This is a genomic window from Paraburkholderia sp. A3BS-1L (genome assembly GCF_051125215.1).
Lineage (GTDB): Bacteria > Pseudomonadota > Gammaproteobacteria > Burkholderiales > Burkholderiaceae > Paraburkholderia.
Map to the genome: position 1 here is coordinate 431823 of NZ_CP120445.1, position 26554 is coordinate 458376.

Annotated in this window: 22 protein-coding genes; 9 read left to right on the plus strand and 13 right to left on the minus strand. The window is 62.9% G+C overall.

Going from position 1 to position 26554, the window contains the following annotated elements:
* Positions 1–148 precede the first annotated feature (148 nt).
* Positions 149–1303 carry a branched-chain amino acid ABC transporter substrate-binding protein gene (locus P5W99_RS32680; protein ID WP_421028683.1) on the plus strand — a complete coding sequence of 385 codons (1155 nt, stop codon included), beginning with the start codon at positions 149–151 and terminating at the stop codon, positions 1301–1303.
* 115 nt (positions 1304–1418) lie between these two features.
* Here the strand turns inward: P5W99_RS32680 and P5W99_RS32685 are convergent, their stop codons facing one another.
* Positions 1419–3110 carry a methyl-accepting chemotaxis protein gene (locus tag P5W99_RS32685; RefSeq protein WP_421042770.1) on the minus strand — a complete coding sequence of 564 codons (1692 nt, stop codon included), beginning with the start codon at positions 3108–3110 and terminating at the stop codon, positions 1419–1421.
* 594 nt (positions 3111–3704) lie between these two features.
* Between P5W99_RS32685 and P5W99_RS32690 the strand changes: the two genes are divergently transcribed.
* Positions 3705–4343, plus strand: a complete 639-nt coding sequence (locus tag P5W99_RS32690; RefSeq protein ID WP_421028686.1) for a hypothetical protein — start codon at positions 3705–3707, stop codon at positions 4341–4343.
* Positions 4344–4458: 115 nt separating this feature from the next.
* Here the strand turns inward: P5W99_RS32690 and P5W99_RS32695 are convergent, their stop codons facing one another.
* The gene (locus P5W99_RS32695; protein ID WP_421028687.1) at positions 4459–5409 is read right to left on the minus strand and encodes a LysR family transcriptional regulator; all 951 of its coding nucleotides are present in this window, start codon (positions 5407–5409) and stop codon (positions 4459–4461) included.
* 154 nt (positions 5410–5563) lie between these two features.
* Here P5W99_RS32695 and P5W99_RS32700 point away from each other — a divergent pair, with 154 nt between their 5' ends.
* From P5W99_RS32700 to P5W99_RS32720, 5 genes are all read left to right on the plus strand, one after another.
* Positions 5564–6994 (plus strand): sulfatase-like hydrolase/transferase, encoded by a 1431-nt coding sequence (locus P5W99_RS32700; protein WP_421028688.1) that lies wholly within the window; start codon positions 5564–5566, stop codon positions 6992–6994.
* 77 nt (positions 6995–7071) lie between these two features.
* The gene (locus P5W99_RS32705) at positions 7072–8385 is read left to right on the plus strand and encodes an MFS transporter (protein ID WP_421028689.1); all 1314 of its coding nucleotides are present in this window, start codon (positions 7072–7074) and stop codon (positions 8383–8385) included.
* A gap of 56 nt (positions 8386–8441) precedes the next feature.
* Positions 8442–9833, plus strand: a complete 1392-nt coding sequence (locus P5W99_RS32710; protein WP_421028690.1) for an FAD-binding oxidoreductase — start codon at positions 8442–8444, stop codon at positions 9831–9833.
* A 419-nt stretch (positions 9834–10252) separates the two neighbouring features.
* On the plus strand, positions 10253–11815 hold the full coding sequence (gene hutH / locus P5W99_RS32715) for a histidine ammonia-lyase (RefSeq protein WP_421028691.1): 1563 nt from the start codon (positions 10253–10255) through the stop codon (positions 11813–11815).
* Between the two features lie 154 nt (positions 11816–11969).
* Positions 11970–13364: an amino acid permease gene (locus P5W99_RS32720; protein WP_421028692.1), complete on the plus strand. Its 1395-nt coding sequence runs from the start codon at positions 11970–11972 to the stop codon at positions 13362–13364.
* 180 nt (positions 13365–13544) lie between these two features.
* On the opposite strand, the gene P5W99_RS32725 is transcribed toward P5W99_RS32720, so the two are convergent.
* The 8 genes from P5W99_RS32725 to P5W99_RS32760 all read right to left on the minus strand — a co-directional run bounded on the left by P5W99_RS32725 (position 13545) and on the right by P5W99_RS32760 (position 23486).
* A complete protein-coding gene (locus P5W99_RS32725; RefSeq protein WP_421028693.1) occupies positions 13545–13961 on the minus strand; it encodes a cupin domain-containing protein in 417 nt (138 codons plus the stop codon).
* A 19-nt stretch (positions 13962–13980) separates the two neighbouring features.
* A complete protein-coding gene (locus tag P5W99_RS32730) occupies positions 13981–16974 on the minus strand; it encodes a bifunctional diguanylate cyclase/phosphodiesterase (protein ID WP_421028694.1) in 2994 nt (997 codons plus the stop codon).
* Positions 16974–18275: an ABC transporter substrate-binding protein gene (locus P5W99_RS32735; protein WP_421028695.1), complete on the minus strand. Its 1302-nt coding sequence runs from the start codon at positions 18273–18275 to the stop codon at positions 16974–16976. The genes P5W99_RS32730 and P5W99_RS32735 overlap by 1 nt, the downstream gene beginning before the upstream one ends.
* A 166-nt stretch (positions 18276–18441) precedes the next feature.
* The gene (locus P5W99_RS32740; protein ID WP_421028696.1) at positions 18442–19767 is read right to left on the minus strand and encodes a protein kinase; all 1326 of its coding nucleotides are present in this window, start codon (positions 19765–19767) and stop codon (positions 18442–18444) included.
* Positions 19768–19891: 124 nt separating this feature from the next.
* The gene (locus P5W99_RS32745; protein WP_421028697.1) at positions 19892–21016 is read right to left on the minus strand and encodes a dihydrolipoamide acetyltransferase family protein; all 1125 of its coding nucleotides are present in this window, start codon (positions 21014–21016) and stop codon (positions 19892–19894) included.
* A gap of 4 nt (positions 21017–21020) precedes the next feature.
* A complete protein-coding gene (locus tag P5W99_RS32750) occupies positions 21021–22001 on the minus strand; it encodes an alpha-ketoacid dehydrogenase subunit beta (RefSeq protein WP_421028698.1) in 981 nt (326 codons plus the stop codon).
* Complete coding sequence (pdhA, locus tag P5W99_RS32755; protein ID WP_421028699.1) at positions 21994–23091, minus strand: pyruvate dehydrogenase (acetyl-transferring) E1 component subunit alpha; 1098 nt, start codon at positions 23089–23091, stop codon at positions 21994–21996. The genes P5W99_RS32750 and pdhA overlap by 8 nt, the downstream gene beginning before the upstream one ends.
* A gap of 65 nt (positions 23092–23156) precedes the next feature.
* The gene (locus P5W99_RS32760; RefSeq protein ID WP_421028700.1) at positions 23157–23486 is read right to left on the minus strand and encodes a hypothetical protein; all 330 of its coding nucleotides are present in this window, start codon (positions 23484–23486) and stop codon (positions 23157–23159) included.
* Positions 23487–23677: 191 nt separating this feature from the next.
* Here P5W99_RS32760 and P5W99_RS32765 point away from each other — a divergent pair, with 191 nt between their 5' ends.
* Positions 23678–24187 carry a DUF1269 domain-containing protein gene (locus tag P5W99_RS32765; protein ID WP_421028701.1) on the plus strand — a complete coding sequence of 170 codons (510 nt, stop codon included), beginning with the start codon at positions 23678–23680 and terminating at the stop codon, positions 24185–24187.
* Between the two features lie 114 nt (positions 24188–24301).
* Here the strand turns inward: P5W99_RS32765 and P5W99_RS32770 are convergent, their stop codons facing one another.
* The 3 genes from P5W99_RS32770 to P5W99_RS32780 form a co-directional block, all read right to left on the minus strand.
* Positions 24302–24505, minus strand: a complete 204-nt coding sequence (locus P5W99_RS32770) for a hypothetical protein (protein WP_421028702.1) — start codon at positions 24503–24505, stop codon at positions 24302–24304.
* A 31-nt stretch (positions 24506–24536) separates the two neighbouring features.
* Positions 24537–24950 (minus strand): hypothetical protein, encoded by a 414-nt coding sequence (locus P5W99_RS32775; protein WP_421028703.1) that lies wholly within the window; start codon positions 24948–24950, stop codon positions 24537–24539.
* A 122-nt stretch (positions 24951–25072) separates the two neighbouring features.
* Positions 25073–25336 carry a hypothetical protein gene (locus P5W99_RS32780; protein WP_421028704.1) on the minus strand — a complete coding sequence of 88 codons (264 nt, stop codon included), beginning with the start codon at positions 25334–25336 and terminating at the stop codon, positions 25073–25075.
* Positions 25337–25590: 254 nt separating this feature from the next.
* Here P5W99_RS32780 and P5W99_RS32785 point away from each other — a divergent pair, with 254 nt between their 5' ends.
* A complete protein-coding gene (locus P5W99_RS32785; RefSeq protein ID WP_421028705.1) occupies positions 25591–26511 on the plus strand; it encodes a 3-hydroxyacyl-CoA dehydrogenase family protein in 921 nt (306 codons plus the stop codon).
* Positions 26512–26554 lie beyond the last annotated feature (43 nt).

Here is a 26554-nt window from a genome sequence, read left to right on the forward strand (position 1 = left end):
AGTTTATTTCCCACAAGACCCGACAAGCTCCGGGTTCGTATATTGGTGACAGCCGACCGTAAAGAACGGAACGCGAGGAGACATGTGCCTGCAAGGCTGTCGTGGGTGCGGGCACCTGCACGATTTACCATCGAGGAGCACAACAAGAATGACGTTTCATCGCACTGCCCTTTCCGCCGCATGTATCCTGGGTTTTACCCTGACGAGCGCTTCCGGCGCCTTTGCAGCCTCGCCGGTCGACGTGAAGATCGGCTTCGCAGCACCGCTCACGGGTGGCCAGGCGCACTACGGCGCCGACTTCCGCAGCGGTGTGGAACTCGCCGTCGAGGACATGAACGCCACCAACCCGGTCATCGGCGGCAAGCCCGTGCATTTCGTCCTTGACGCCCAGGACGACCAGGCCGACCCGCGCACCGGCACGACGGTCGCGCAAAAACTCGTGGACGACGGCGTAGCCGCCGTGATCGGCCACTACAACTCGGGCACCAGCCTTCCTGCCGCGCCGATCTACGCCAAGGCGGGCATCCCCGAAATTGCCATGGCCACGGCGCCTACCTACACGCGTCTTGGCCTGCCCACCACGTTCCGTCTGCTGACTTCGGATACGCAGTTGGGCAGCGTGCTTGGCGACTACGCAGTGAAGGGTCTCAAGTTCAAGCGCATTGCGATCGTGGACGACCGCACCGCCTACGGGCAAGGCGTGGCCGTGGAGTTCGCCAAGGCCGCCAAGGCAGCGGGCGCGACCATCGTCGATCAGGAATTCACGAACGACAAGGCCGTGGACTTCCGCTCGATTCTCACGAGGATCAAGTCATCGAACGTGGATGCGGTGTTCTACGGCGGCGCCGACACCCAGGCCGCGCCGATGCTCAAGCAGATGCGCTCGCTGGCGATCAAGTCCACGCTGATCGGGCCGGACATGGTGCAGTCGGAAAACCTGATCAAGATTGCGGGCGATGCGGCGGAAGGCACGCTGGCCGCATCGGAAGGCAGCCCGCTCGACCAGATGCCGGGCGGCAAGGCGTTTGCCGAGCGTTATGAAAAGCGCTTCAATCACCCGGTGGAACTGTATGCGCCGTATGCGTACGACGGCACGATGGCGGTGTTCAACGCCATGAAGAAGGCGGACTCGACTGATCCGCATGTGTTCCTCACGGCACTGAAGGCGACCAACATGAAGGGCGTCACCACCAGCGAGCTCTCTTACGATCAGTACGGAGACCTGAAGTATGGCGGCGTGACGGTGTACAAGGTCCAGGGCGGCAAGTGGGTGCCGTTGCAGACCGTGGGCACGAAGAAGTAACTGCTCGGGAAATTTGCGCGCCGCGCTCGTGTGTTTCGCGAGCGCAGCGCGTTTTAGGCCGATTGCGGATGCGGCAGCCGTCACATCCCTATGGTGAACGGCTGGATGCATTCTCTTAAAACGTTGCCCACTCGCCGCTTGCCGCAGTGATCGCGGCCTTTTCCGGCTTCGACGGTTCCGGACGACGCGTGGTTTTCTTCACCGTGCCATGCACCTTAGGGGCTACAGGCTCCTTCTGGGACATAGCGTCGACCCGGAAGATGGACACCGCTGCTCGCAGGCTTGCCGCCTGATCGGCCATCGACTGCGCCGCGGCGGTTGCCTGCTCGACCAGAGCCGCGTTCTGCTGGGTGACCTCGTCCATCTGGGTCACGGCGACGTTGACCTGTTCGATTCCGGTGCTCTGCTCCGCGGACGCAGCGGCGATTTCACCCATGATGTCGGTGACGCGCTTCACTGAACGGACAATCTCGTCCATGGTCGTGCCAGCGCCGGCAACCAGCTGCGAACCAGCAGCAACATGCGATACCGACGTCTCGATCAACTCCTTGATCTCCTTGGCCGCCACCGCACTGCGCTGCGCCAGGGTGCGCACTTCCCCAGCGACGACAGCAAAACCACGCCCCTGCTCTCCTGCGCGCGCCGCTTCGACTGCCGCGTTGAGTGCCAGAATGTTGGTCTGGAAGGCGATGCCCTCGATAACTGAAATGATCTCGGCAACCTTCTGGGAACTCGATGTAATGTCTTCCATCGTACCGACTACCTGCCTGACCACTTCACCGCCGGACAAAGCGGTCTGCGAAGCCGTTACCGCGAGCGTACTTCCCTGACGGGCGTTGTCGGTGTTCTGCTTCACCGCCGACGTGAGCTCTTCCATGCTGGCAGCGGTCTCTTCGAGCGATGCGGCCTGCTCTTCGGTGCGTTGGGAGAGGTCGACATTGCCCTGCGCGACTTCATTAGCGGCAACGGATATGGACTCGGCAGAGGTCTTGATCCCTTGAACGATAGACGTGAGCCTTGCGCGCATGGCCTCCAAAGACGCCATAAGGCTGGTTGAGTCACCGCGCCTCAGGTGCAGATCCACCGTCAAGTTGCCATTGGCGATCTCCGACGCGACAGACTGGGCGAGTGCTGGTTCACCGCCAAGCTGCCGCAGGATGCTGCGGGTGATGAGGATCGCTGCCGCGGCCCCCGCAAGCATGGAGCACGCAACGATGACCGAGATCAGTACCCGAACGCTCGAGTAAGTGGCAACTGCGTCCTGCTGAGCCTGCACGCTAAGCTGGTCCTCGAAATCCGCCAGCTCTGTCGCATGTGCCAGCCATACCCCCTGGGGTGGTCTGACATTCTGCAGCAGCTCTGTCCTCGCACCGACCGTATCATTCGACAATCCTAGCTGCGCTGCTTTGCGCAGTGGAGGCATTGCCGCCGCCTCGTCCTGCCTCAGCTGTGCAATGAGTGTCCTTTCCCGCTCGGTAGTGCCCGGTTCATCTGCAAACATCCGGGAGAGCTTCTGGTATGCGTCTGCATAGATCTGCTCCTGTTTGCTGATGCGCTCGGCTTCCTTCGCCATTTCCTGCGCATCCGTAAGCAACGCCAGGTTTCGCACGGCAATCGCACGATCCTGTATCGTTGAGCGCAGGCGATTAGCCAAACGCGCTTCGCTGTTATTCACCCGCGCGATCGCGTCCAGCTGTACGTTCAACTGCCACAGCCCGTAAAAAGCGGTCGCCGCCACGGTCAGCAATAGTGCTGCCAACAACCCGAACCCAGTCATCAGGCGGGTGGATACTTTCATGTTTTTCATTGCGGCTCCCAGACCGTGTCAGAACATCCTTCCTTTTGTTTACGGTTGGTTTGCGCGATTGCTGAAGGGATGGGCAGGCCCTGCGACTGCTTGCTCGGGCGAGCTTTCAAGGGACAGAGACGCAGCCAATGACGGCGATGATCTTGAAAGCGGACTCGTGCGAGACGGTGAGCCGAATGGCGGTTCAGGGACGTGTTATGCCGCTAGCATGAGGGGCGCACCCGATACGATCGCCGCACCGGCGCTCAGGCGCCAGTGGGCCCGACAGGAGATGTTGTGGCAGGTTCTCCGGTTGTCAGTCGAACGGCTGGCAAGCCCGGGATACGACCTGCCTGCGCGGATCCCTGGTTAGTGGCATTACTGTGCGCAAGGCCACAGAAATTCGCGAGTATGTCCTGCATGGTCATGGAGAAAAGGATCTTGTCGCGACAGACAGGAAGTCGCAACCGGCAGACCTCCGCAGAATTCGGCGACGTGTAATCCACAGATTGCTCAGGGCGAACAGCGTATGCCGTTGCTGCGTGCTCTTCATCAACCCGCGATTACGCACCGTCAGGTGGCCGAACTGCGTGTCCTTGTTCAATGGAGACAACCATGTCAGCAATTAAAGTCCTTAAACTTATCACCCCTCCGCTGATTACCATTGGAGTCAGGAAACTACTCGCCCCCGAAAAAAGGAAGGGTCTTTTCGATGGCGATGACGCAATGTTCAAGCGACTCACAGCCTCGTCGAGCCTCTATTTTGAGTACGGCTGCGGAGAAAGCACGATTTGGGTAGCAGAGAATACCAAGGCAAAGATCCATAGCATCGACACGAGCAAAGAATGGATTGATTTTGTGCGGAATAGAATCGGCGAAAAAGACGCCATAATTGAGTGGATCGATTGCGGAGAACTGGGGGAATGGGGCGCTCCAATTAGCTATAAAAGGAAGGAAAATTTTTTTAGATACGCCAATGCCCCATGGACAGGCCACCACAACCCCGACATTGTTCTTATTGACGGTCGGTTTCGCGTTCTATGCTTTTTAACAACACTGAAATTATCCAATGAAGGGACGAAAATCATCTTCGACGATTACACGAATCGCCCTCATTATCATATAGTCGAGGACTTCATTCCTCGTGCCGACACTTTCGGCAGACAGTGCCTGTTCATAGTCCCCAACAAGAAAAATATTGACATGAAGCTTATCGACCACATGATTACTAAATTCGAATATGTTATTTCATAATGCGTGACTCCACAACAATTGCAAATCCTCGCCACAGATGCGCACGAGACCAAGCCGTTTCGATACGGCAGATTCATCGTTGAACGCGTCCCTGGGCCGCGTGCTCCCGCACAAGTCACCACGTGGCCAACGATCCTGCAATGCGCACCTTCACGGCCGCCACGCAGTCAAGCGCTGTCGCCAGTACGGGGTTGGGTGACGTATCGCTGTAATAGAGGCGCACTGTCTCCAGAAATCGTGCGCCCTTGAGCGCGAGAATCGCCAGCGCACCGCGCTCCACGCCGCGTCTTGCCACGGTCAGCGGCATCAGCGCAAGAAAGGGATAAAGGCCAAGCATCGTTTCATTCGCCTGGAGCGAAACCGACTGCACGCAACCGGCCGGCAGTTCGAGGCCGCCCTGCTGAAGCCAGCGTTCGAGCGCAATGAACGTGGGCGCTTCACGCGGCGGCAAGATCCACGGCAGGCCTGCCAGATCGGCACGCGCGACGGCGCGGCGTGCGGCCAGCGGATGATCTCGTCCGCACACGATCACAATCGGATCATCCAGCAGCGCGCGCGACGCAAGCCCGGCAACGTCGTCCGAAGGCTCATTGCGGCTCAGCACGATGTCGAGCCCCGCCGCTGCGAGCATCAAAAAGAGCCGGTCGCTCGTCGCCTCGAAGAACGACACGTTCACGTGCGGCGCGCGCTTTTTCAGTTCGAGCACGAGTTCGGGCGCGAACACGGACAACACCGTCGGCACGGCACCCACCGCAATGCGCCCCGACAGGCCGCTGGTGAGCACATCGACTTCATAGCGCGCCCGTTCGATCTGATGGAACACCTCGCGCGCATGACGAAGGAGCACCTCGCCCACAGCAGTGAAATGAAGCCGGTTGCCCACCCGCTCCAGCACCGGCGTGCCGAGTCCCGCCTCAAGGTCGGCGAGCTGCTTCGACACCGCAGGCTGGGTCAGATTCAGCCGTTCCGCGACAAGACGGATTTGCCCGACGCTGTCAAACAGCGTCAACAGGCGCAGGTGGCTCAGCTTCAGGCCTGCCTCGAAAAAGCGTTCGATCGGATCCATGGGGTTCTGGCGCGGAGGGCGGTTCTTTTACGAATAACTAAAAGTTATTCGTACAGCAAAAATGGTCACTTGCTTCTCATGCGCAAGCGTACCACCATTGACGGCAGGAGACGCAGCCCGGCCATCCCACGGGCTGCCAGCGAAAACATCCATCATGCGACCGACCAACGTCCTTTTCATTCTTTCGGATGAGCACCAGCACGGCCTCATGGGCTGTGCGGGTCACCCGTTCATCCGCACTCCGAACCTCGACGCGCTGGCCACCCGTGGCACGCGCTTTTCCAACGCCTACACGCCCTCGCCCATCTGCGTGCCCGCGCGCGCGAGTCTCGCAACCGGCCGTCACGTCCACGACATCCGCTGCTGGGACAACGCACTCGCCTACGACGGCGTGCCCAAAGGCTGGGCGCATCATCTCGCCGAGCACGGCGTGCTCTGCGAATCGGTCGGCAAGCTGCATTACCGTTCGGAAGATGCGCCAGTCGGGCTTCATCGGCAGCATCATGCCGTGCATATCCTGGAAGGCATCGGGCAGGTGTGGGGTTCGGTGCGCGAGCCGATGCCCGAGACGATGGGCCGCTCGCCGCTCTACGACAAGATCGGCGCGGGCACATCGAGCTATAACCGCTTCGACATGCGGGTCGCGGACACGGCCGCCACCTGGCTCTCCGGGCATTCGCGCGACGAGCAGCCATGGGTGCTTTACGTCGGACTGGTTGCGCCGCATTTTCCGCTCGTCGTGCCGCAGGAGTGGCTCGATCTTTATCCGCCCGAGTCGCTCGATCTCCCGTTGCTGCATCCTTCGACGGGTTATGTGCGTCATCCGTGGGTCGAACGGCAGGCGCGCCACATGGACCACGACGCGGCCATCGGTGGCGAGGAACGGCGGCGTCTCGCGGTGGCCTGCTATCTCGCGCTCGTCTCGTTCATGGACGCGCAGGCGGGCAAGGTGCTTGACGCGCTGCGCGAACACGGCCTCGAAGAGACAACCACGGTCATCTACAGCAGCGACCACGGCGACAACCTGGGCAAGCGCGGCATGTGGAACAAATGCCTGATGTATCGCGAATCGACGGGCGTGCCCATGATCCTTGCCGGCCCCGGCATTCCGGCGGCCAACGTGAACGAGACGGCGGTTTCGCTGGTCGACGTTCAGAACACGCTGCTCGATCTGGCCGGCTGTCCGCCCGGCTTGATGACGGGGCCGGGAACGTCGCTGGCGCAGCTCGCTAATGAGGCCGCGCAACCCGATCGCCTCGCCTTCAGCGAGTACCATGCCGTTGGATCGGAAACGGCGGCCTACATGCTCGCCGATGCACGCTACAAGTATCACCACTACGTGGGCCTGCGCCCGGAGCTGTTCGATCTCCAAACCGACCCCGAGGAGCTGAACGACGTGGCGAACGATCCCGCCTACGCCAGCGTGCTCGCGCATTACGAGGCGCGATTGCGCGCGCTGCTCGACCCCGAAGCCATTGATGCCGCCGCGAAAGCCGATCAGGCGCGCCTCGTGGAGGCATTCGGCGGGCGCGAAGCGGCCCTGAAAACCGGCACACCGGCGGCAACGCCCGTGCCGGCTGCCTGAGACGCGCAACCAGGCCCACAACGAGGCACACAGCGCGCCTGCATAGACCACAACGACAAAACAGACCGGAGACGACGATGCACCCAGCCCAACACACCACCGTGGCCGCGCCGGCCGCTCGCGACGGCCTGAGGCGCAAATGGAAGACGGTGATACTCGCGAGCCTCGGCGGCTCGCTCGAAATCTACGACTTCATCATCTACGGCGTATTCGCACGCGAGATTGCGCGGCAGTTCTTTCCGGCCGCCGATCCGCTTGCCTCGCTCATCAGCGCTTTCGGCGTGTTTGCGATCGGGTACGTTTCGCGTCCGCTTGGCGGCATCGTGCTCGCGAGCCTCGGCGACCGCTTCGGGCGGCGCGTGATCTTTCTCGTCTCCGTGCTCGCCATGTCCGCTTCGACGATCGGCATCGGCCTGATTCCGGGCTACGCGAGCATTGGCGTATTCGCACCCGTGCTGCTGGTGCTGCTGCGTCTCGCGCAAGGCTTCTTTCTCGCGGGCGAGCTGCCCTGCTCGATCACCTACGTCGTCGAAGAGATACCGCAGCGCGCGAGCCTCGTGGGCGGACTCGTCGTGTTCTGCCTGAATTCTGGAGTGCTGACGGCTACGCTGATGAGCCTCGCGCTCCATGCCACCCTCGATGCCGCCGACGTCGTGACTTATGGCTGGCGCATCGCGTTCATCTTCGGCGGTCTGATCGGCCTGCTGTCCTACTGGCTGCGCACCTCGCTCGAGGAATCGACGGAATTCCAGCGCCTGCGCAGCCACAAGTCCAGGCGGCCGTTCCGCACGGTCCTGCGCGCGTGGCCGTGGCACATCGTGGCGGGCGTGGGGGTGGCGGGTATCGTGAATGCCGCCAACAGCTTACTGTTCGTCGTGCTGCCTTCGTATCTCACGACTGTGCTGCACGTGGCGGCGCCGCTCGCGAGCGCGGCGCAGAACGTTGGTATCGCAACGATGTCGGCGTCGCTGCTCGTGTGCGCGTGGCTCGGCGACCGCATTGCGCCGCGTCTCGTCCATCGCGCGGGCGCGCTCATCATGCTTGCGGGCAGCTATCCGTTTTATCGCCTCGTTGCCGCGCACGCAATCGATCCTTTCACGATGTTCGCCGTAATCGGCTTCGTCGGCGGCTTCGTGAACGGAACATACGCGTTTTTGCTCGCGGACCTGTTCCCCACGAACGTGCGCTTCTCCGGCATCGCGCTCTCGCTCAATCTCGCGACAGTGGTCTTTACCGGCATTACGCCGCTCGTCGTCACCGACCTGCTGCATCGCATCGGCCCCATTGCGCCTGGCATCTACATGACGGCGATTGCGTGCATCGGGCTCGTCGCCGGTCTCGCGCTAAAGCGACTCGGCGGCAAGGTCGAGCGCGTGAGCCATGCCAACTGAGACGCCCTGCACGCACTTCCCTCCCGCTCCCGATTAAACGATCGCCATCCGAACCCATGCACGCTTCGCCCACCATCTCCCTGCACGACGCACTCGCGAACGCCATTGGCGCCGAGCGCGTGAGCGCCGACCCGACAATCGCCGACGCGCACGCCGCCGACTGGAGCGACGCGCCGCGCTGCGCGCCGTCGCTCGTGATTCTGCCGCGCACTCCCGAAGAGGTTGCCCGCGCACTAGCGGTGCTTGCCCGCTACGGCCAGCCGGTGGCCGTGCAAGGCGGCCTGACCGGCCTTGCCGGCGCGGCCACGCCGCAGGCCGGTGAGGTCGCGCTCTCGCTTGCGCGCCTGAACGCCATCGAGGCGTTCGATACGACGGGCGGCACCGTGACGGTGCAGGCCGGAGTCGTGCTCGAGCAACTGCAAACGCAGGTGGAAGCCGACGGTTGGTTCTTCCCGCTCGATCTCGGCGCGCGCGGCTCGTGTCAGCTCGGCGGCAACGCGGCGACCAATGCGGGCGGCAATCGCGTCGTGCGTTTCGGGACCATGCGCGAGCGCATCCTGGGCCTCGAAGTCGCGCTGCCCGACGGCACCGTGCTTTCGATGCTCAATCGCGTGACAAAGAATACGACGGGCATCGACCTCAAGCAGTTGTTCATCGGATCGGAAGGCTTGCTCGGCGTGATCACGCGGCTCGTGCTCAAGCTCGAACCGAAGCCCGCCGCCGCGCAGACGGCGCTCTGCGCCCTGGGATCGTTCGACGCCGCCGCGCGGCTGCTAAAGGCGCTGCGCATGCGCCTGCCAGGCCTCTCATCCTTTGAACTCATGTGGGACGACTTCCTGGCGGCGGCGTGCGAGGTAGCGCGCCTGAAGTCGCCGTTTTCGACGCGTTATCCGATCTATGCGCTGGTCGAAACGCTCGGTGACGCCGATGATGACGCGCAACGCGCGCTCGAAAGCGCGCTCGGCGACATGCTGGAAACCGGAGTGATCGACGATGTGGTCGTCGCGCAATCGATCGAGCAAGCAAAGCAGCTGTGGGCCGCACGCGAATCGGTCGGCGAATTGCTCGCCGCTACGCGCCCGCACGCGGCATTCGACGTGGGCGTGCCGATGGACGAAATGGAGCACTGCGTCGCGACGCTGCGTGCGCGCCTTCGCGAGCGCTTTCCTGAGCAGCGTCATCTGTTTTTTGGCCATCTCGGCGACGGCAATCTGCATGTCCTGAGCGGCCCGTTTGCCGGCGAAGCCGCGCTGCTCGAAGTCGAGGCACTCGTTTATGAAGCCGTGCGCGATGCAGGGGGATGCATATCGGCGGAACACGGCATTGGCGTGGTCAAACGCACCTTCATCGGTCTGACGCGCTCCGAAGCAGAACTCGATCTCATGCGCAAGATCAAGAGCGTTATCGACCCAGCTTCCATTCTGAATGGCGGTCGAGTCATTCCTTGACTGCAATAGTGCTGCCTTGATCGGGGCGACGTTCGATTGCTCTGTTTTTCGCGCTTCAGTGGAAAACCCATCTAGCGGTCAGCAACGCGGCTCTCCCTGAGAACGCGCCGCCGAATCCGATCTAACGCACTCCGATTCGTCCCATGGCCTGATCGAGGGCCAGGAATCAATCCGAACAGAACGCGCGCCGCAAGCCGGGGCTTTATCGCTCGCGGCCTTTCGCTCCGCCCCCAATTTGTATTGATTAGACAACTTCAAGCAGGCTTACGCCGAGTAAGCCGCAAGAAATCCCCGCAAATTCGGCTACAAATCACCTTTGCGTAAACCCTCATATCCGCAAAGTTGTCTATACAATATGCTTCGAGCGTGGCAGTAAACCTACTTGCCTTAGCGATCAATTTTCTATGTGGAGGAAGTCCGTGACTTCGCGTTGCCAGGATACCCATCAAGTTACGGCGCTGTGCATCACCCCCGGAACGCTCACGCTCCCGCAGTTGCGCACCGTGCATCAGAACCCCGTGCGACTCTCGCTCGACGCCAGCGCCAATGAGGCCATCGAGCGCAGCGTGGCCTGCGTCGAGCAGATCATCGCGGAAGACCGCACGGCCTATGGCATCAACACCGGCTTCGGTCTGCTCGCTTCGACGCGCATCGCGCGCGAAGACCTCGAAAATCTCCAGCGCTCGCTGGTGCTCTCGCACGCCGCAGGCGTGGGCCAAGCGCTGGACGATGCGCTCGTGCGCCTGATCATGGTGCTCAAGATCAACAGCCTCGCACGCGGGATTTCGGGCATCCGCCGCTCGGTGATCGACGCGCTCATCGCGCTCGTGAACGCCGAGGTGTATCCGCGCATTCCCGTGAAGGGTTCGGTGGGCGCTTCGGGCGACCTCGCGCCGCTCGCGCACATGTCGCTCGTGCTGCTGGGCGAAGGTGAGGCGCGCCACGACGGCCGCTGGATGCCGGCGCGCGAAGCGCTCAAGATCGCCGGTCTCGAGCCGCTCAGCCTCGCCGCGAAGGAAGGTCTCGCGCTCCTGAACGGCACGCAAGCCTCGACCGCCTACGCGCTCAAGGGCCTGTTCCTTGCCGAAGACCTCTACGCCGCCGCCAGCGTGTGCGGCGCGCTGAGCGTGGAAGCCATGCTCGGCTCGCGCGCACCGTTCGATCCGCGCATTCACGCCGCGCGCGGCCAGCGCGGCCAGATCGACGCTGCCGCGGTGTATCGCCACCTGCTGGGCGCATCGAGCCCGGTGGGCGCATCGCACGCGAACTGCGAAAAGGTCCAGGACCCGTATTCGCTGCGCTGCCAGCCGCAAGTCATGGGCGCGTGCCTCACGCAGATCCGCAACGCCGCTGAAGTGCTCGAAGTGGAATCGAACGCGGTGTCGGACAACCCGCTCGTGTTCCCGGAGGAAGGCGACGTCATTTCGGGCGGCAACTTCCACGCCGAACCCGTTGCGATGGCCGCCGACAATCTCGCGCTCGCGATTGCGGAGATCGGCTCGCTCAGCGAACGCCGCGTCTCGCTGATGATGGACAAGCACATGTCACAATTGCCCGCGTTCCTCGTGGCGAACGGTGGCGTGAATTCGGGCTTCATGATCGCCCAGGTGACGGCCGCGGCGCTCGCCTCGGACAACAAGGCGCTCGCCCACCCCGCCAGCGTCGACAGTCTGCCGACCTCGGCCAACCAGGAAGACCACGTGTCGATGGCGCCCAATGCCGGTCGCCGTCTCTGGGAAATGGCCGACAACGTCAAGGGCATTCTCGCGATCGAATGGCTTGGCGCGTGCCAGGGGCTGGACTTCCGCGAAGGCCTGAAGACCACCGACGCCCTGGAAACCGCACGCTATATCCTGCGCAAGGATGTGCCGTTCTACGAGAAGGACCGCTACTTCGCGCCCGATATCGAAGCAGCGAGCGCGTTGATTGCCCAGCGCCACCTGAGCGCACTGCTGCCCGCCGCCACGCTGCCGAGCCTGTAAAGGCCGCATCGCGTATCAAGCACGCACGGCCCTGAGGAATCCCGAGCAATTCCCGGTGATCCTCTGCGGCCGTGTCCAGGAGAAGACGAAGCGGGCCGGCGGTTAGCCAGGTTGGCGCCAGCCACCGGGGCCGGCCCGCTCAAGGAAAGAGACATTGGAAAATCTTCAACGTAATCTCGGCGCCCGCCACATCCGGTTCCTCGCAATCGGTTCGGCCATCGGCACGGGACTATTCTACGGATCGGCATCCGCGATCCAGCTCGCAGGCCCGGCGGTCATCCTCGCCTATATCTTCGGCGGCGCAGCGGTCTATATGGTCATGCGCGCGCTCGGTGAGATGTCCGTGCGCAATCCGATATCGGGCTCGTTCAGCCGCTACGCCGGCGACTACCTCGGCCCGCTCGCCGGCTTTCTCACCGGCTGGACCTATATCCTCGAAATGATCATCGTGGGCCTTGCGGACGTCACGGCCTTCGGCATCTACATGGCCTTCTGGTTTCCGCACGTGCCGCAATGGATCTGGGTGCTGGCAATCGTGCTGCTGATTTGCGGCCTCAATCTGTGCAATGTGAAGATCTTCGGCGAAATGGAGTTCTGGCTCGCACTCGCGAAGATCCTCGCCATTGGCGCGATGATCATCGGCGGCGCCGCCATTCTCGTGCTGGGCATCAGCATGAATGGCGAGCAGGCGCACGGGCTCTCGAATCTCTGGACCCACGGCGGTTTCGCGCCGCACGGCGTGGGCGGCCTGATCGCCTCGCTCGCGGTGGTGATGTTCGCGTATGGCGGGGTCGAGATCATAGGCATCACGAGCGGCGAGGCGAAGAATCCCGAAGTGGTCCTGCCGCGCGCGATCAACGCGGTGCCGGTGCGTATCCTGCTGTTCTACGTGCTCACCATGGTGGTGCTGATGGCGGTGTTCCCGTGGAGCAAGATCGACGGCCAGGGCAGCCCGTTCGTGCAGATCTTCTCGGGACTCGGCATCAAGTCCGCGGCGACGATCCTGAACGTGGTCGTGATTTCCGCAGCGGTTTCGGCGATCAATAGTGACATCTTCGGCGCGTGCCGCATGATGTACGGCATGGCCGCGCAAGGCCAGGCGCCGCGCGTCTTCGCGATCACGTCGCGTGCAGGCGCGCCCTGGGTGACGGTGCTCGTGATGGGCGTGGCGCTGCTTGGCGGCGTGCTGCTCAACTATCTGATCCCTGACCAGATCTTCCTGATCATCGCTTCGATCGCGACGTTCGCCACGGTATGGGTCTGGCTGATGATCCTGCTTTCGCAGGTGGCCATGCGCCGGCGTCTGTCGAGCGACGAAGTGCGCGCGCTGAAATTCAAGGTGCCGCTGTGGCCCGTCGGCCCCGCCGTGGCGATCGCGTTCATGATTTTCGTGATCGGCATTCTGGGCTACGAGCAGGACACGCGCATTGCCCTGTTCGTCGGCATCGGCTGGATCGCGCTGATGACCGTGGGCTGGTGGGCGTGCAGCAAGCTCAATGGCGAGCCCGCTTCCAGCGAGGAAAAACGCGAGCTGGTGAAGCAGAGCTAACGCGTTATTGCAGACGGTATTGCAATGCGCCCCGTATCTGGCATATCCGGATACGGGGCGCATTTTTTATTTCACCATGATTCCAGCCCGGTACTTCGCTGGACGAGGCCGAACGGCGCTTCCAGTACAGGTCCGCAAGGCTCCCGCAGCCGATGTGTGACGCGCAACGGCCTGGTGCCCTCATTCGTCGCGAGTCGGATCGTACGGCACGACCTGCTCCTGTTCCTCCGGATGATTGCGCGCGACGATTGCCCTTGCGGGCGTCGTCGCACTCAAATTGAACGGCTGATGCGGCACATCGGGCGGAATGAACAGAAAATCGCCGGCTTCGGTGATTACCGACTGACGCAGCCCCGGGCCATAGCGCGTCTCGACGCTGCCCTCGAGCACGTAAATGCCGGTTTCGTAGCCGCAATGACTATGCGGCTCGGCGTGCGCGCCGGGCGGGATGACGACCAGATGCATCGACAATCCCTTCGCTCCGGCCGTCGTGGAGGAAATGCCGACGAAGTAAGGCAAGCGCTGAGTCGTGGCGAGTTCCCTTGCGGGATGAACCGTAACCACAGCGGCCTGTGCGTCATTCGAATCGCGTTGCATGATGTGCCCTCTGCATCGTTCAGCCCGAATTCTCCTGCGTTTCGGTCCGACCGCGCTCCTGGTCGCTTTCCTGGCCGCCCCGGTTTTCGTCCGCCAGTTCAGCGTCGGGCCGCCAGGCCCACGCCTCGAACTGCTCGGGTGGCACGGGTTTCGAATAAAGAAAGCCCTGAGCGAAGTCGCATCCCACCGCTTTAAGAAACGCCTCTTGCTCCGCCGTCTCCACGCCCTCGGCAATCACCTGAATACCGAGCTTGTGCGCGAGCACCACCATCGCTTCGCAAAGCGCCTGATTATCTGCGTTCACGCTCAAGTTCTGCACGAACGACCGGTCGATCTTTAGATAATCAATTTCGAAGCGCTGGAGATAAGCCAGCGACGAATAGCCCGTGCCGAAATCGTCGATCGAAATGCCGATGCCGGCACGGCGCAAGGTCCGCAGCTTTTCATCGATATTCGATTCCGACTGCAATAGCAGGCCCTCGGTGATCTCCACGGCAACGCTGCCGCCGGCCGCGCCTTCGCGCGCGAGATATTCGGACCATCGCGCACATTGCATGCTGTCCTGGCGGACCTGCACCGGAGACACGTTCACGCTCACCTGAAACGCGCCGTGATACCGCTCGCGCCAACGCCGCGCGTGCTGCATCGCCTGCAGGAATACCCAGTCGCCTATCGGCACGATCAATCCCGTGTCTTCGGCCAGCGGAATGAATTCGAGCGGGCTGATCATGCCGCGCACCGGATGGAACCAGCGGATCAGCGCCTCGGCTTTGCACACCGTGCCGGTCGCCAGTTCGATGATCGGCTGGTAGAAGAGTTGAAACTGATTTTCCGGCAAGGCGGCGCGCAAATCGCTCGTGAGCCGCAAGCGTCTTTCCGCCTCCACGCGCATGGCGGGCGTGAAGTAGCAGAAGCGATTGCGTCCAGCGTTCTTGGACGCGTACATGGCCTGGTCGGCGTTCTTGAACAGCATGTCGAGTTCGCCGGCATCGTCGGGATAAAACGTAATGCCGATGCTCGCGGAAATGAATTCTTCGTCCGCACCAAGCTTGAATGGCAAGGCCAGGCCCGCATTGATCGTTCGCGCGATCCGCTCTACCTGCTCATCGTCGTCGAGTTCCGGGAGAATGACCGTGAACTCGTCGCCGCCCAGGCGCGCCACCGTGTCCGTTTCGCGCACGTACGCGTTGATGCGCCGAGCCGCCTCCACCAGCAGCACGTCGCCCGTGTCATGTCCGAGCGAGTCGTTGACCTCCTTGAAGCGGTCGAGGTCGATCAGCATCAGCGCCATGCGCCGGCCCGAGCGGCGTGAGCGCTGCGCTTCATGCTCGAGACGCTCATGGAACATCTGGCGGTTCGGCAAGCCCGTGAGCGCGTCGAAATTGGCCTGCCGCCAGATTGTCGCCTCGAACGCCATGCGGTCCGAGAGGTCGCGCCCGACAGCCATCACCGAATTCACCTCGCCAAAGAGGTCGATTTCCGGCGTGATGCGAATATGCGAGCATTGCTCGGCGCCTTCCTTGCCGATCCATCTCAGCTCGAATTGCGCGCTTTTCCCGCTGGCAATGACTTCGCGGATCTTCCTTTCGTAAATGAGCGCGTTGGGGCCGCCAGGGAGTTCCGATGGCCGCTTGCCGAGCGCCTCGACAAGACGGCTCCCGGACGACGCGCAAAACGCAGGATTCGCATAAATGCGGCGAACGTCGCGATCGTAACGGGTAATGGTATCCGGCGAATTTTCGATCAAGGTGCGCGACTCGCGCTCGCGCGCCACGAGTTCGGCCGTGCGCTCGACAATGGTCTGTTCGAGCGAGGCGTTGATCTCGTTGATCTTCTGTATTTTCTGGCCGATCGCGCCGCGCATTCGCTCGAAGCGCAATTCGAGCCTCGCGAGCTCGTCCTGCCCCCGCGCCGCTGTTCCCGTCGGCGCGCCGTCCTCGAACGGCACGCCCGCATCGTCGCCGGCATCGTGCATCTTGCGCACCAGCTTGCTGAGCGGCTCCGAAATGCTGCGCGAAATGAAATACGCCAGAAAGAGCGAAAGCAGAAAACCCGAGATGCCCACCAGCACGATCTGGTTGCGCACCGCGCGCGCCTCGGTCGTCAGGCTCGTTTCCGCAATCGTGCTCACCACGAGCCAGCTTGTGCCGGGAATGCGCGTATAGGCGACGAGGTAGCGCTCGCCCTGAATGCCCGGCACGCTCAGGAAGCGGCTTGCATCGCCTGCTGGCCCGTTGGCTTCGATGCGCCCTGGCAGGCCGGACACCCATGGCTTATCGCCGTGAACTGTGGCATCGTCGGCGCGGATAATGACGGCTTTGCTATCTGCATCGAGAATGCAGATCTCCATGCCGCTTCGCGAAGCCACGTTGCTGAAGATCGTGGAGAAGTACTGCGGTCTCACCACCAGAACCAGATTGCCGATTTTCCGGTCGTTGCTCTTGTCGAAGATCCCGGTGACCACACCCAGGTTTTGCTCGCCGACGCCGTTATCGTAGCTGCCCCAGTAAGTGCGTTCGTTCTGGGCCCCGGCGCGCTCGACGAGGCTGGTGACGCCGCGCGTCAATTGCGCGAACGCCTGCGTGTCGAGAATGCGATTGTTCTTGTCGAGCAGATATTTCTGGTTGATGAAATCCACCGAACCGAAATGTTCGAGCAGCAGGCGCGCGATGTCTTCGCGTGCCTCGCTGCCGCGCCCGGCGCTCGCCGCGCCGGCAAGCGCACCTTGCAGCCGGCTCGACACCACGAGCAGCCTGCTCTCGGTCTCGATCTGCTCCATGCGCATGCGCACGTTCTTGGAGACCTGCTCGACCACTTCGCGCGAAAGGACCTCGGCATTCTCCTTGATCGCCGCGACCGATTTCACGTACGAGATGCAGCCCGAAATGATCACGGGCAGCAGGCACAGCAGCACGAACGCCGCCATGAGCCGGTGACGGATCTCGACGCGACGAAGCAGATCCTGCGAGAGGTAGTCGAATGCGGGTCGTAGCGGAGCGGGGATCAAGTTCATTATTTGTATTGCATTTTCGCTTCGTTCTTGACCGACCGGTCCAGTCGCTTCGCGGCTTGCCCTGGTGTGATCTTGTGAAGCAGCACATCCTGCATGAGCCCATGCACGTATTCGATGGTATTCGACGGCAGCGACGAATAATACGGACTCGCCGTGACGGGATAGCGGCGGACCGCGTTGGTGTAATCGACGATCACCGGGTCGCTCACCGCGGTGCCGGCATTTTCGCGGAACGGTGAAATGTTATGCCGTTTCTTTTGCAGAATCAGGAAGCCCGGGCCCGCCATGAATTCCAGAAAGCGCACGGCTGCGGCCTTGCGCGGCGTTTCGCACACGGCAAACCCGGTTTCGCTGCCGAGCACCGGCACGACCTGCGCGCCGCGCGCATTCCACGGCGGCACGAATACGCCGGTCCGAAAGGCGTTACCGTGCAGCATCGAGCCAGCCGACCAACTGCCTTCGAAAGCCATTGCCACCTTGCCCTCCTTGAAGAGCCGGATGCCTTCGTCGTAGCCCGTCGTCATGAAGGCGGGCTGAACGTATCCGCGTTCGGGAATCAAAGCCATCTTGGCGAAGATGTCCGCCACCGCCGGGGTGTCGAGATTCAGCGTGCCGTCAGCCATTTTGTTGCGCCAGTCCGCCTCGTTGGCCACTACGTCGTTGGCAAAACCCGAAGCAAAGGGCCCGTTGCCGAGCATATTCGGAAATCCGCCGCTCCACATGATGGGCGTGAAGCCCGCCCGCTTGAGTTGCGCGCACATCCGCAGGAAAGCATCGAAGTCGGTCGGCGCCTGGGTGATGCCGGCCTTTGCGAACATTTCCCGGTTGTAATAGATCATGGTCGTCGCAACGCCGCCCGAAATGCCAAACCCCTTACCGCGGCGGCTGGTCCAATCCGCCTTGAGGGGAGCCAGCATGTTATTCCACGCGCCGGTCCGCCGTAAATCAGCAAGAACGCCCTGGTCCGCGAGTTCGGCCGAGTAGCCGTTGGGATTGACGCTCACGAAATCGGGCAGCGTGCCCGCCGCCACGCGCGGCTTGATATTTTCCTCGACCGAATTGCCGATCATGAACTGGACGTCCACGCGCACGTCGGGATTGAGCTTGCTGAATTCGGCGGCAATCTGAAGCATTTCCTGCGGCCAGTCGGGCGCCCACACCAAAGCGGTGATGGTGGTCCGGGCGGCAGGAGGCGTGGCTGGCGTAGCATCTTTGTGCGCGTGGCAGCCGGAAAAGAGAAGCAGGACAGCCAGGCCAGTCAAACCGTATCGCCACCACCAGAAGAGCTTGGCTCGTCCCATGCAAGGCTCGCTTTCAGATTGATGAGGATGGCACTTCATCGGAAGCCGGGCCGGTTCACAATGATGCCTCATCTGTCTATCGGCGGGAAAAATCGATCCTTTAATTTACTCGCTGCAATCGTGACAATTGCCATGCAGCGTCATTCGAATCGCCTTCAACGGGTAATCAAAGTGCGTTCAAGCGATTGAGAATCTCATCGAACAATGGCCGCACGTCGACGTGCTCGTTCAGACAATCCGCTATCAGCGAGTCGAATCCGGCCGCGCCATCGGTGGAAACCGGGGCTACGCGTTGTGCAAGCTCTTGGAGCAGGCAGCCGAACGCGCGCACCTCGATCCGCTCGAACGCCTGCGCCCGTGCCGGATCGTCCGTTTCATGAAACGATGCTGCGCCGAAGTCGCCGAGTAACGCGTGGCCCGCGCCGTCATGAAGGATGTTGTGTGCGTAAAGATCGCCATGCATGATCCCGCGCCGGTGCAAGTGCCGCGCCGCGGAAGCAATCCCTCGCGCGATCCGCAATGCGGCTGACCGGGTGAACGACACATCGTTTGCATACACGTCGCGCGTGCATGAGTCCAGGCTCGGCGGCCCCGCGAGATTGCCGAACGCCGGGTCGATCAGCGCCATCGCGAGACCATGCTCGTCGAGCGGATGCCCCGTGATCTTGCCCAGCACCGGAATCAGATTGGGATGCTGCCCGGCTTGCAGGCAAGCCGCCATTTCGAGGTCCGGCAAGCCATCGCTCGTTACCGCGCCCTTGAACAGCTTTACCGCAACGGCGCCGGACGGATGGCCGTCCTGCAAAAGACGCGTCGCGCGATGAATCACGCCCGATGCGCCCTCGCCCAGCGTCTGCCCGAGCGCAAGCGTATGCCAGTCGATATCGGGCACCGGCGCGCCAGCCAGCGCCGTGCGCTCGCGCGCGGCATTCAGCGGGTTGCCGGCATAGGCGAGCCACGCGAGCCGCGGCAGGCGCAGCAGCCAGTCCGGCAACGCATCCAGTCGATTCGCGGAGATCCGCAGCAGTTCGAGGCAGCGCAATCCGGCCATGGTTTCCGGCAGCGCGCGCAGCCGGTTGCCGGCGAGCATCAGTTTCTGCAGATTCGCACGCTCGCCCAATTCCTGCGGCAGTGTCTCGATGGCGTTGTCGGTCAAAATCAACCAGCGCAATTGCGGCGGCAGCGCACTCGCCGGCACGTGCCGGATCTGGTTCGACTTGAAGCCGACCATGCTCACCGAGGCACAGTCGCCCAGCATGTCCGGCAACGCCGTGAACGGATTGTTCGAGGCAAACAGAATGCGCAGCTTGCGCAGCCTCGGCAAATCGTCGGGCAGCGCGCTCAGTGCATTGCCGGAAAGGTCGAGCACTTCGAGCGTATCGGCAAGCTCGAAAATTTCGCGCGGAAATTTGGTCAGCCCGCAGGCGAGCTTGATCTGTCGTGCGCCGGCGAGCTGGCCCGCGCGCAGTTGTTCGAGGGTGGAGGTCGTCACGCGTGGAATGAACCGGCCATGGCAAGGAATTCGGAAAGCGCCGGCGCGCAACGCGGCGCCGGTCGTGCGCAATTCTAACGGGAGTGCGCCGAAGTGCGGCCCTTCGCGCTGGGCATTGCGCCACTCATTGCGCCATTTCCAGATCCTTGATGACGGCGGCCAGAAAGCGCGCCGCCTCTCCGCCGGTGACCACCCGATGATCGAACGTCAGGCTCAGCGGCAAGATCCGGTGTACGGCGGGCGCGCCCTCGTGCGCCACGACCTGATCGTGCATGCGTCCCGCGCCGAGGATCGCCACCGTGGGCGGCACCACCACGGGCGCCGCATATTTGCCGGCAATCATGCCGAAGTTCGATAACGTGATCGTATTGCCGCGCATTTCCTCGGGCGGAATCTTGCGCGCCCGGATATCGGCGCGCATGCGGTCGAGTCCGGCGCGCAAGTCCGCCGCGTCGCGCTGCGCGACGTCGCGCAGCACCGGCACGAACAGGCCCTCGGGCAAATCGACGGCAATGCCGAGATCGATTTTCGCGAGCACATGGCGCCGCTCCATCTTCGCGTCGAACCAGGCATTCAATCCCGGCTCCGCACGGCACCCGGCCACCAGCGCACGAACCAGACGGATCGTGACATCGGTGTGCGGCGGCCATGCATGGATGTCGGCATCGTCGATGACGGTGGCGGCCGCCACCTCGTTCTGCGCGCGCGCCATGTTCTGCGCCATCGCCCGCCGCACGCCGCGCAGCACTTCGGGCGGACCGAGTTCGGCGAGCAGCCGCGCCGCGCGTTGCACATCGGCCGCCGTGATGACGCCTTCGGGGCCGGACGGCGTCACCATCGCCAGATCGACATCGAGCTTGCGTGCCAGCGCGCGCACCGCGGGCATCGCCTTGATCGCCCCATGCCCCGCTCCCGCGCCACTGCCGAGCGCGGCGGCCGCCTCCTGCACCGTTTGCCGGCCCACCTCCATGTGGCCGACCACGGTGCCCGCATCGGCATCCTCGGCGCCCGCGCCATCGCCTTCGAACGCACATAGCGGCGCGCCCAGGTGCACGATGTCGCCCGGCTTGCCGAACAGCTTCGCGACGCGCCCCGCTTGCGGCGACGGAATCTCGACAATCGCCTTGGCCGTCTCGACCGAGACGAGCGGCTGATCCGCGAGAATCTCGTCGCCGCTCTTGACGTGCCATTCGACGATTTCCGCTTCCTGGAGGCCTTCGCCCAGATCGGGCAGCTTGAAGATTTTCATGGCTTCACTGCGCCTCCAGCGCTTGCCGCGCCGCCGCGACGATGCGCGCCGTGCCGGGCATATAGTGGCTTTCGAGCCGATAGAGCGGAACCACCACATCGTATCCCGTGACGCGCTGCACCGGCGCCAGCAGCGAATAAAGACCGCGCTCCGCAATGCCGGCGGCAATTTCGGCACCCACGCCGCCCGTGCGCGAACCTTCGTGCACGATTACGCAGCGGCCTGTTTTGGATACCGAAGCAAGAATGGTGTCCATGTCGAGCGGCTTGAGCGTGGCCACGTCGATCACCTCCGCACTCACGCCTTCGAGCGCCAGCAGGTCGGCCGCCGCCAGCGCTTCCTGCAGCGCACCGCCCCAACCAACCAGCGTAATGTCCGCACCGTCGCGCAGCACGTAGCAGCAGTCGAGCGGCAGCGCCTCGCCGTTGTCCTCCACCGACTGCCTGAAGAGACGATAAAGGCGCGTGGGCTCGAAGAAGATCACCGGGTCCGGATCGCGAATCGCCGCGAGCAGCAGGCCGTAAGCGCGCGCGGGCGACGAAGGGGTCACCACGCGCAAGCCCGGTATGTGCGCGAACAACGCTTCGGGGCTTTCGGAGTGATGTTCGGGCGCATGGATGCCTGCGCCGCTCGGCGAGCGCACCACGAGCGGACACGCCAGCCTGCCGCGCGTCCGGTGCCGCAAACGCGACGCATGATTGAGCAGATGATCGATCGCGGGGTAGATGAAGCCGCTGAACTGAATCTCCGCGACGGGCTTCAAGCCCATTGCAGCCATGCCGACCGCCGCGCCGCCGATCGCCGTTTCCGCAAGCGGCGTATCGATCACGCGCTGCGCGCCAAAGCGTGACTGCAAGCCCGCCGTGGCGCGAAACACGCCCCCGTTCACGCCGATGTCCTCGCCGAGCAGCACCACGTCCGGGTCATGCCCGAGCGCCCACGCGAGCGCCAGATTGATCGCCTCGACCATGTTCAGATCAGCCATGATCGTTCTCCGTGGCCGGACCCGCCGGTGCAAACCGCTGCGCCATCGAAAGTTGCTCATGCATGGCGCGCGGCAGCACCTGGTAGAGATGGTCGAACATCGACGCCACCTCGGGCGGCGCAACCGCGAGATACGCCGCAACCGCCTGCTCGACCTGCTCGTGACAAGTTTTGCCGAACTGCTCGTCTTGCGCCTTGTCCAGCACGTTCATGCGCATGAGGTAAGCGCGCAGGCGGCGCAGCGGCTCGTGTTCCCATTGCTGGCTGAGCACCTCGGCGTCGCGGTAGCGCGTGGCGTCGTCTGCGGTCGTGTGATCGCCGAGGCGATAGCTGAGCGCCTCGATCAACGTCGGGCCCTCGCCGCGCCGCGCCTTCGCTAGCGCCGCCCCCACCACCTGGTGCACGGCAATCACATCGTTGCCATCGACCTGCACGCCGTCGATGCCGGCGGCGATGGCTTTTTGCGCGAGCGTTTGTGCGGCGCTCTGCTGGCTGCGCGGCAGCGAAATCGCCCACTGGTTGTTATTGATGACGAGCACGAGCGGCGCGCGCCACGCGCCCGCGAAATTCATCGCCTCGTAAAAATCGCCTTTGGAAGTGGCGCCGTCGCCAAAAATCGTGACGGCCACACGCGGCTCTTGCCGAAGCAGGAAAGCATAAGCCGCGCCCGCCGCATGACAAACCTGGGTGCCAATCGGCACGCAATTGGGAAAGTCGAAGCGCGGCCCGGCAAAGTCACTGCCCCGCTCGTCGCCGCCCCAATAAAGCAGGCTTTCGGTCATGGTGACGCCGCGCAGCAATTGCGCAGCGTGATCGCGATAGGAGGGAAACAGCACGTCTTCGGGCCGCATCGCGCTGGCCACGCCCACGCCGATCGCCTCCTGGCCCAACGACGAAGCAAAGGTGCCGAGCTGGCCCGTACGTTGCAGGGCCACGGCCTTGGTATCGAACGCCCTGGTGAGCACCATGGCGCGATAGAGCGGCAACAGCGCGGCGGGGTCGCTTGCGAAGGGCGGCAGTGGATGAACGGGTTCGCCGTCGTGCCCGAGGTACTGCGTGTAGCCGATTTGAAAACTGGCAGCCGTGGTCATGACGGCCTCCTTGGTGTTTTCAAATATCGTAGGTCTTATCGCGCGGGTGTGCTGTGACGAAGATTTTACGCAGCGCTGAAAACCACCGCGCCCCGATGGGAAACCTCGGTGAATGCCCGCACGAAGCGATAAGTCTGCCCGCCAATGGTGAGTTCATTGAACCCCGAACTTGTCACGCCCAGCACCGCGCTCGCCACGGCATTGCGGATTTTCCCGTACCGTGTCCAGTCCTCTTCGGGCTCGCCCGCGTCGCCGAGGAACACGTCGCTGCTTTCCGCCTGGCTTCGAACCAGAATCAGGCTCTTGCCCTTGTCGAGCAGAAGCTCGAGATATTCGGCCAGCGTGGCCAATGCCTCGGCATCGGCGTCGTGAGATTCGCGAGAGGTTGAAATCATGAGGGCACCTGCGCTGATTGGAACTGCACGGCATTACGGCTTCTATCGTACACGGCCATGACGCAATTGCGCGCCGACTTGCCATTTCATCCACACGATCGCTGAAAAAAGCGGCACGCCACTTCGCTGCAGCAGGCGTACCATCAATGCTTACCCTGCGGCGAACACCGCTTGATCAAAGGGGAGCCAACATGAGACGTCTTTACTTCCTGGCACCTGACATACCCACGGCGAAAGCCGTCGTGGACGACTTGCTGCTGGCGCGGATTACGTGGCGGCATCTGCACGTTCTCGCGAATCACACCGTCCAGCTCGATCAATTGCCGGGCGCCTCGTTGCTGCAAAGCAGCGACGTCGTGCACGCGCTCGAACGCGGCGTGGCGCTAGGCGGCGCGGCCGGCGCCATTGTGGGTCTCGCGGCGCTGGTTTTTCCGCCGGCCGGACTGGTCATCGGCGGCGGAGCGGTCGTGACGTTGACGTTGGCGGGCGCGAGCTTCGGCGCGTGGACCGCCGCCATGATCGGCGTGGACGAACCGAACGCCCGGCTCCAGCGCTTTCGCGAAGCGATCCGCAACGGGCAATTCCTGATCATGGCCGATGTGCCCGCCGCGCGCGAGGAGGAAATTGCGCAGACGGTCGCAAAGCATGTCCCCAGAGCCGATCCGGAAGGCGCCGAACCGACCACGCCGATATTCCCATGAGCGCGTGGCCGAGTCTTCGCGCGGCCGCGCAAATCATGCAGAGGCCGGATTCCGGAATGTCACGGAATGCGCGAAACCCGCGAAACATGCGAAACGCGATAGCTGCCCGCGCAACTACTGGTCTTGTGCCAGCGCGGTGAGACGCGCATCACCCGCGTCTTTCGCCGCGCGTTGATTGACATAGGTTTCGTCGGATACCAGTACGCGGCGCACGTCTCGCGCGGCGAAGTCGACCAGCGAGATAACCCATACCCAGCCGCCAGTGCGCTCGGCGGTGTGCACGAATGCGCGCACGTCGGCGTTGTTGCTAGCGTTCATGTGACCTCCGTGGAAAAAGATCGAATAAGCACTACCCGTTCCTGCCATCCCGGACCCGCTTGCGCGCATCTCCGTGATGAGCATCCGGTGGACGCGCGCCGTCTTTGCCTGGCTGCCCGCGTTGCCTGCTGCGCCAGCTCATCAAGTTGACCACCAGCGCCGCAATGAACGTCACGACAGTGGAACTGGACGACGCAATGAGCGTCATTTGCGCGGATTTCAGCGGCGGCGCTGAACGACTGGATTGGGTGGCCGCGGAGAACGACATGATCGCGGTGCCGCGCGGCAAGGCAGGCGAGGCACCGCTCGACTGCACCGCGGCGACCTGCGGGAGCGGATGCATCGATTTATATCGGACAAAAAGGGCTGTCGTTACACAAAAGAAACCCACAAAAAGTCCGATAAACAATCGGCAAAGCAACTCTAGCCGCGTGGGGATGGCCATGTCCGCCTCCGTCGTCTTCAACGGTTGCCACATGCTTTATATTGCGCCGGAATACGAGGAAACGCGAAAAACCCGCCAAAAAATAACCCTCGCCGATTTGCCGATCGCACACGGCGGCAATCTCAATCGTCGAACTTCCCGGCCTGAAGCGCCTCATCGAAATCGGTGATCCACGGAGCGAAATGGTCGGTGTCGTAGATCTCCGTCTTGCCGTTGACTATACGTGTCACCGAAACCTGCCGGATTACCGCCTTCCCGGCGCCAGCAGAATCGCTTTCCTTATCCGTGATCCTGAATTCACCGAGTTCGAACCCTCGGCTTAGAAGAATCGCCTTGACGTCCGCCTGTTCATCCCAGGAAAACTCGGCAAAGTCGTGGTCAGCCATGTTCATCTCCTCGGCGCGGCGGGCGCGAATGTCGTGGCACGGTGACAAGGTGAATCCAATCTTAGCCGACACATTGCCATTGTTCGGCCAAAGTTGCCATCATGCATCCGCGTCAAAATTCAGACGTTTGCAGATGTGTTTGCAGATGTGCCGCTTGCCTCGCACGCCAACGATTGCCCATCTGCACCCGGAGGCGAAACGCAACGCGCTATGCTTGCCGTTTCGACAAGGACCTGGCAAGGAGGCCAGTAGGCATGGAAAGAACGGTGACGGTGGCGGGCGTGGTCGGCACGGGGCTGATGGGCGTCGGCATTGCGACGCAATGTGCGCTGCATGGCCTGCGCACGATCGTGCATGACGTCGATCCCGCCCGGCTCGCGAGCGTGGCGGCGAAGGCCGAGGCCGTGCTCGACGAACTCATCGACGCCGGGCGCATCGATGCCGCCGAGCGTGCAGCCGCGCTCGCGCGCATCGAAACCACGGGGCAGCTCGACGCCATGGCGCAGGCACAGTTCGTTTTCGAAGCGGTGCCCGAAGTGCTCGACCTCAAGCACCGGCTCTATGCGCGGCTCGGCGCCGTGCTAGCCGCCGATGCGATTCTGGGGAGCAATACGAGCGGCTTCGAACCCGATTTGCTAGCCGGCCCCCTGCCCGCGCCCGAGCGCTTCGTGATCGCCCATTTCTGGAACCCGCCTCATATGATTCCGCTCGTCGAGGTGGTGCCGGGCCGCGCGACCGCGCGCGAGGTCACGGCGCGCACCGAGACGCTCATGCGCGCGATCGGCATGGAGCCCGTCGTGCTCGCCAAGTCGATTCCCGGCTTCGTCGGCAACCGTCTGCAATTCGCCGTGCTGCGCGAGGCGCTCAACATCGTGCGCTCGGGCGCAGCGAGCCCCGACGTGGTCGATCGCGTGATGAAGGCGTCGCTTGGCCGCCGCTGGGGCATCGTCGGGCCGCTCGAAAGCGCGGACATGGGCGGCCTCGATACCTTCGTCGATATCGCTTCGCATCTCATGCCCGCGCTCGCAAAGGACGAAGACGTGATCGATCTGCTGCGCGAGCAGGTGGCCGCCGGACGCGTTGGCGCGCGCAGCGGCGCGGGCTTTTACGACTGGGACGAGGCGCATCTCGCCCGCGTGAAGGCGGCGCGGCGCAAGCTGATCGCGGGCGATTGAACTGTGATTGCGCTGCGATTGAATGGCCAATCGAGTGATCGAT

Coding starts and splice junctions, on each gene's coding strand:
- P5W99_RS32760 (WP_421028700.1), bottom strand. CDS start 23,486: ATGATTTCAACCTCTCGCGAATCTCACGACGCCGATGCCGAGGCATTG.
- P5W99_RS32735 (WP_421028695.1), bottom strand. CDS start 18,275: ATGGGACGAGCCAAGCTCTTCTGGTGGTGGCGATACGGTTTGACTGGC.
- P5W99_RS32775 (WP_421028703.1), bottom strand. CDS start 24,950: ATGGCCATCCCCACGCGGCTAGAGTTGCTTTGCCGATTGTTTATCGGA.
- P5W99_RS32690 (WP_421028686.1), top strand. CDS start 3,705: ATGTCAGCAATTAAAGTCCTTAAACTTATCACCCCTCCGCTGATTACC.
- P5W99_RS32765 (WP_421028701.1), top strand. CDS start 23,678: ATGAGACGTCTTTACTTCCTGGCACCTGACATACCCACGGCGAAAGCC.
- P5W99_RS32705 (WP_421028689.1), top strand. CDS start 7,072: ATGCACCCAGCCCAACACACCACCGTGGCCGCGCCGGCCGCTCGCGAC.
- pdhA (WP_421028699.1), bottom strand. CDS start 23,091: ATGACCACGGCTGCCAGTTTTCAAATCGGCTACACGCAGTACCTCGGG.
- P5W99_RS32680 (WP_421028683.1), top strand. CDS start 149: ATGACGTTTCATCGCACTGCCCTTTCCGCCGCATGTATCCTGGGTTTT.
- P5W99_RS32710 (WP_421028690.1), top strand. CDS start 8,442: ATGCACGCTTCGCCCACCATCTCCCTGCACGACGCACTCGCGAACGCC.
- P5W99_RS32695 (WP_421028687.1), bottom strand. CDS start 5,409: ATGGATCCGATCGAACGCTTTTTCGAGGCAGGCCTGAAGCTGAGCCAC.
- P5W99_RS32745 (WP_421028697.1), bottom strand. CDS start 21,016: ATGAAAATCTTCAAGCTGCCCGATCTGGGCGAAGGCCTCCAGGAAGCG.
- P5W99_RS32770 (WP_421028702.1), bottom strand. CDS start 24,505: ATGAACGCTAGCAACAACGCCGACGTGCGCGCATTCGTGCACACCGCC.
- P5W99_RS32750 (WP_421028698.1), bottom strand. CDS start 22,001: ATGGCTGATCTGAACATGGTCGAGGCGATCAATCTGGCGCTCGCGTGG.
- P5W99_RS32725 (WP_421028693.1), bottom strand. CDS start 13,961: ATGCAACGCGATTCGAATGACGCACAGGCCGCTGTGGTTACGGTTCAT.
- P5W99_RS32780 (WP_421028704.1), bottom strand. CDS start 25,336: ATGGCTGACCACGACTTTGCCGAGTTTTCCTGGGATGAACAGGCGGAC.
- P5W99_RS32785 (WP_421028705.1), top strand. CDS start 25,591: ATGGAAAGAACGGTGACGGTGGCGGGCGTGGTCGGCACGGGGCTGATG.
- P5W99_RS32700 (WP_421028688.1), top strand. CDS start 5,564: ATGCGACCGACCAACGTCCTTTTCATTCTTTCGGATGAGCACCAGCAC.
- P5W99_RS32730 (WP_421028694.1), bottom strand. CDS start 16,974: ATGAACTTGATCCCCGCTCCGCTACGACCCGCATTCGACTACCTCTCG.
- P5W99_RS32685 (WP_421042770.1), bottom strand. CDS start 3,110: ATGAAAAACATGAAAGTATCCACCCGCCTGATGACTGGGTTCGGGTTG.